Genomic DNA, 4,967 nt, shown 5'->3' on the forward strand with positions numbered 1-4,967 from the left:
GCAGTTCATCAGTGTAAAATAAATCCTAATACTGGATCTCTACAGATATACGAGACCATGATTGAGACGATGCAAAAGGTTTCAGCTCCGTCTACTTTCGAAAAGGGCTTGTTTGACAATTTAAAGGATAAACACTTACTAAGACTTGGTGTTCCCGATGAGCTTATATCGTCTGTAAGGAGTGTGACTAACGAGTCGATGTTGGATCAACTACAACACCGATTACCGAAAGAGGCATATGAGGCTTTATTCTTTTATAACGCGGGCGAAAGCTATGAAAGTCTTTTACTAGAAAGCGAAACTAGCGATGTTTCAAGCGTTGATTCATCAGACTATCAGCAAGCACTCAGCCTACCTTCTACTATAGCTAGCTTCTTTGTCCCAGCAAGTGAAAAAGAGCTAAGAGAAATGCTTGCTGAACCGGTTGCTAAATGGCGAGTGTTTCTGCACCCAGCGCAACGCAAGCTCGTTATGGGTATTAAGAATGGTTCGGTAAGAGTACTAGGTGGAGCGGGTACGGGCAAAACAGTTGTGGCAATGCACCGTGCCAAATGGCTTGCAGAAAACTGCTGTGATAACGGACAGAAAGTTCTGTTTACCACTTATACCAAAAACCTCGCGATTGATATTTCAACTAGCCTTCAAAGTATTTGCGATCAGCATACCCTTTCTAAGATTGAAGTCATTAACCTTGACCAATGGGTGCAAAACTTTCTAAAACATCATAATTATGGATACCGCATACTCTATGATCAACGTAAAAGTGAAGAGTTATGGGGTAAAGCGCTCATCAAATGTCCACGACATTTAAATTTTTCCAATAATTTCTACAAGGAAGAATGGCAACGTGTCGTACAGGCTCAAGGCATTGATACGTTCAATGCGTATAAACGAGCTTCTAGAAAAGGCAGGGGTACAAGACTTGATCGTGAGCAACGCTTTGAAATTTGGCCGGTGTTTGAAGAATATCGTCGACTACTAAATGCCGAACATTATAAAGAGGTTGATGATGTTTATCGAGATACTCTCGGATTTATAGAAAGCGGGCAAGGAACTCAAGACTATTCGTCTGTCATCGTGGATGAAGCTCAAGATATGGGGTCTCAAGCATACAAATTGTTAAGAGCTATTGTGCCAGAGAGACCTAATGATCTATTTATTGTTGGCGATGCTCATCAGCGTATATACGGTAAAAATAAGGTCATATTGAGCCAATGCGGTATTAATATTCGTGGCCGCTCTTCGAAGTTAAAAATTAACTATCGTACGACAGACGAAATCAGACTTTCTGCCATTAACCTTTTGGAGGGGAGGGATATCGACGATTTAGATGGTGGCACCGACGATAACCATCAGTACAAGTCTCTCAGTCATGGTGAATTTCCAGTTATCGAAACACTGTCGAACTTAAATGAACAGTGCTCCTATGTTTCAAACTTAGTAAAACAGTCAGCAGAGCCCCACGAAAATTTCTGTGTCGTTGCGCGAACAAATAGTGAAGTTAATGAACTGAGTAAAGGTTTTGCAAACCTTGGTATCAAAACCTCAATAATTCAAGCCAACAGAGCTGATGAAGGGAGTGGCGCAATAAAACTAGCAACCGTCCATCGTGTCAAAGGGTTAGAGTTTAATCATGTTGTGTTGGCTTCAGCGAATGAAGGACTAATACCCTTACAGTATGCACTGCAGGGGCGGGCAGATAAAGCCTCACTTGCACAAGCTGATACAGAAGAGCGAAGTTTGGTCTATGTAGCCTTGACGCGCGCCAGAAAGTCAGCCCATATATTGAGTTATGGACAGCTAAGCTCATATTTCAATGAACAGAGATTGTTGTAACAAGGAAGTACGCGGTTTGCCACAAATTAGAACTAATGTTTCTATGAACGTCCCCCAATTGTCCGTAAAACTTCTTTCAATTGGTAGTCATTATGGCTTAAGACAAAAACACGCGGATTTATCGTTATTTTAATTCGCTGTGCAAAACGAGAGCTATTTAATTTACCAAAGACAGGCATGATGAAATAATTCGCTTGTTTAAAGGAGTAAGAAATGAAGTACGAAGGAATGTCATACGCCCTGACTATTGAAGAGCTAGTTAAGCGTATTCACACGATTAACCATTTTTGGAAATCACATCAGGACGATAACAAAAGTTCTGATTCCCATGGTGAGTTTTTTAGGCACACCAAACTAGCCTATCAAATTGAGCTACTAAGAAGAGAGTTTCCTTCCGTATACCTTCAGCTAGACACTGAAGAGACATCAGAAGAAATTTATTCCGTCGTTTTGCCTAATAAAATAGGTCCATATACGGACGGCGCTCATATGCCAAAGAGACTGGCCGAAGAATTCTTAACTAAAAATGAACTAGCTGTACTTGTCAGGAACTACAAACATGATTGATCTATCAGTTTTATTTGAATCAAACATCAACACCACCTTTTTTGCCTTTATCGGTTTTTTCACTCTCGCTACCTTGGCGGTGTGGCTCAAGGTCATGACTGTAGACAAGAAAGATAAGGCAAAGCTACAGGAGGAGTTATTAGAAAGTACTCCCGCGCAACTGCTAAAGTCGAAACATGGTATTGTTTCTGCGCAAAATTCTGGTCCAATTTGTATTCGAAAGTGGCCAGAAGCACTTGAAGAAAAGAGTCTTGGCTTCGACTGGATGCCCGCCTTTGTAACCTCCTTGGGCGTACTAGGGACCTTTCTTGGAATTAGTTACGGCTTAAGTGATTTGGAACCACTTGATTTGCATGCCAAAGGCTCTTCCGACAAGTTACTAGCTTCGATTGGTGGGCTGTTAGAAGGTATGAAAGTCGCATTCTATACCTCAGTAGCGGGTATTATTGGAGGTCTGGTCTTGAGCTTGTTACGCCACACCATATTTTTGAGAAAGGTTCGAAACCAGAATATTGAATCAATCAAAGCCTTAGAATCAAAGGGTTTTAGATTATTCGATATGTCTGACATGGTGGCGAGTATGGGTAGTAATGACATGGTTGATGCTGCACAAGCCATGGCGGAATCGGCTAGGTCATTTAATGCTGATGCGATTGCTGACAAAATGACTAGCTCACTTTCTCCGATGTTAGAACGTATAGGTGAAGAGCTTAATGTCTTAAGTGAAATAAAAAAAGAAAATGGCGAGCAGGTACTACAAAAGATGATGGATGACCTTAGGTCTCAAGTAATTGAACCAATTCAGGTGCGTCTAGAAAGTACAGCGGGACTTGTTGATCAGAGCACTACTTCGGTTACTAAACTAACAGAATCACTTTTGCCGCTGGGAGAAGAGCTCGACCAGACAGTAGACAAACTGCGCGAACATCAACAGGAGTCTATTGCTAGCATCGAAAACGTTCTAAATAGATTCCAACAGGAAGTAGGAGAAAAACTAAGTCAGCAGCTCATTTCGGCAGGTGAAATTCTCAATGAAACCTTGGAAAAGCTAAACACCGATCTTGGGGCGCACTTAGAAACGCTGAATGCGCTGGCTACACAAATGCCGTCATTAGATGCAGAGTTAGTTGCTTCAATAGAGGCTGTGTTGAATCAGGTGGTCGGCACATCACGTGAATTGCTCAAACAAATTCAAGAAGGCTCTGATCACCAAAACGCCCAACTGAAGGAACTCTTAAACGAGGTAGCCAATTATCATGGTTCAAGCAGAGAGTTTCTTGATGAGTACATTAAGTCAGTTAATAAGTCATCGACTGATGTGCACGCCAAGCTCTTGAATGTAGCACAAGTTCTAGCAACCGCGGCAAGTATTGCTGATTCTACAGAGCATTCAAAGGATTTGACGCATGAGCCAGCATGATGCAGTGGAGTCTGATGCACATTGGATGTCAATTGGGGATTTGATGTCGGGTTTGATGATGATTTTCGCCTTGCTCGTTGTGGCGACTATGTTACTTCTTAGCCAGCGTCACGAACAAAGCCAACAAAACCGTATTTTTGTAATTCAAGCGATTAGTGAACAGCTTAATGCAGATGGTATCCAGGCAGAGATCAATCCTGAAACAGGAGATATTACAATTATGGATAATATCTTATTCGGGCACGATTCAGCGAAGCTTTCTGCGGAGGGTGTTAAATTCCTAAAGCGCTTTATTCCACTGTACGCGAGAGGTATTTATAAGAACCCTGACGCTGCAGAAGAAGTCGTGCGCGTAATTGTTGAAGGACATTCGAACAAAGTAGGGGATTACGGTTATAACATGCAGCTTAGTTTGTTACGTGCCAATGCAGTTATGCAGAATATTCTTAGCTTTGAGTTTCCTCATAAGACCAAATTAATGAACAAGCTCACAGTGACAGGTAGAGGCGAGACGGAAGCTAACCAAAAAGTAGCAACGAAAGCGGACCGGAAAGTAATGTTTCGCCTTCAATTTAAGGGAACTTATGAAGAGGCGGTTAGGTTGTTAAAATGATTACTCTAGGGGGATTTAAACCATCTACTAAAGCTTGGGACTCGCTTTCTAATTCTCTAGGTTCCTTCAAGGGGAAAAGTTTTTCTGGAGATAATTTGGCGCTCAGAGCAAACTTCAGTGTTAAAGGTAGCGACGAATTATTAGCTCTAATTAGGTCTAATAAGTTCAAACACCTTTCAGAGTTTGATTTGCTCATGCTTATTAGCAACGACTTTTGGGATGAGTTAGATCAGGAAGAAGCTAAGTCCCTTGCAAGCTCTTTCTGGCGTTATTACTCAAAAAACTCAAACTTAGCAGTTAAGGTCTACTACTGGTATTTCAGCAAAAAAAATGTATTCAAGAAGCCGCTTAACGTTGCGGCAAAAGAGTGTAAGAGTCATCCACATCTTTATTCTCAATGCATGAAAGGTTATTTCGATGGCGTATGCAGAGAAATGTTTCAAAGTGATGGGGCTCCTGTCGAATTTTTCTTAAAGCAAAACTTGCCATTTGCAGCCTTACTGAAACTAGCTCGATTTAGAAAGTCTATTG

The 4,967-nt window shown here is 41.5% G+C and carries 5 protein-coding genes; all 5 read left to right on the forward strand.

Annotated elements, in window-relative coordinates; translation table 11 throughout:
- On the forward strand, window positions 1-1,836 hold a 1,836-nt coding region (locus tag A3761_RS12915; RefSeq protein ID WP_231881221.1), incomplete at its 5' end, for a UvrD-helicase domain-containing protein.
- A 213-nt stretch (window positions 1,837-2,049) separates the two neighbouring features.
- Window positions 2,050-2,403 (forward strand): hypothetical protein, encoded by a 354-nt coding sequence (locus tag A3761_RS12920; protein ID WP_068511976.1) that lies wholly within the window; start codon window positions 2,050-2,052, stop codon window positions 2,401-2,403.
- Window positions 2,396-3,823, forward strand: a complete 1,428-nt coding sequence (locus tag A3761_RS12925) for a hypothetical protein (RefSeq protein WP_068511981.1) — start codon at window positions 2,396-2,398, stop codon at window positions 3,821-3,823. Before A3761_RS12920 ends, A3761_RS12925 begins: the two co-directional genes overlap by 8 nt.
- On the forward strand, window positions 3,810-4,436 hold the full coding sequence (locus A3761_RS12930; protein ID WP_068511984.1) for an OmpA family protein: 627 nt from the start codon (window positions 3,810-3,812) through the stop codon (window positions 4,434-4,436). Before A3761_RS12925 ends, A3761_RS12930 begins: the two co-directional genes overlap by 14 nt.
- Window positions 4,433-4,967 (forward strand): hypothetical protein (locus A3761_RS12935; RefSeq protein ID WP_156491829.1); only part of this gene is annotated, 535 nt, incomplete at its 3' end. The genes A3761_RS12930 and A3761_RS12935, both read left to right, overlap by 4 nt.

This window comes from Oleiphilus sp. HI0123, from assembly GCF_001635315.1.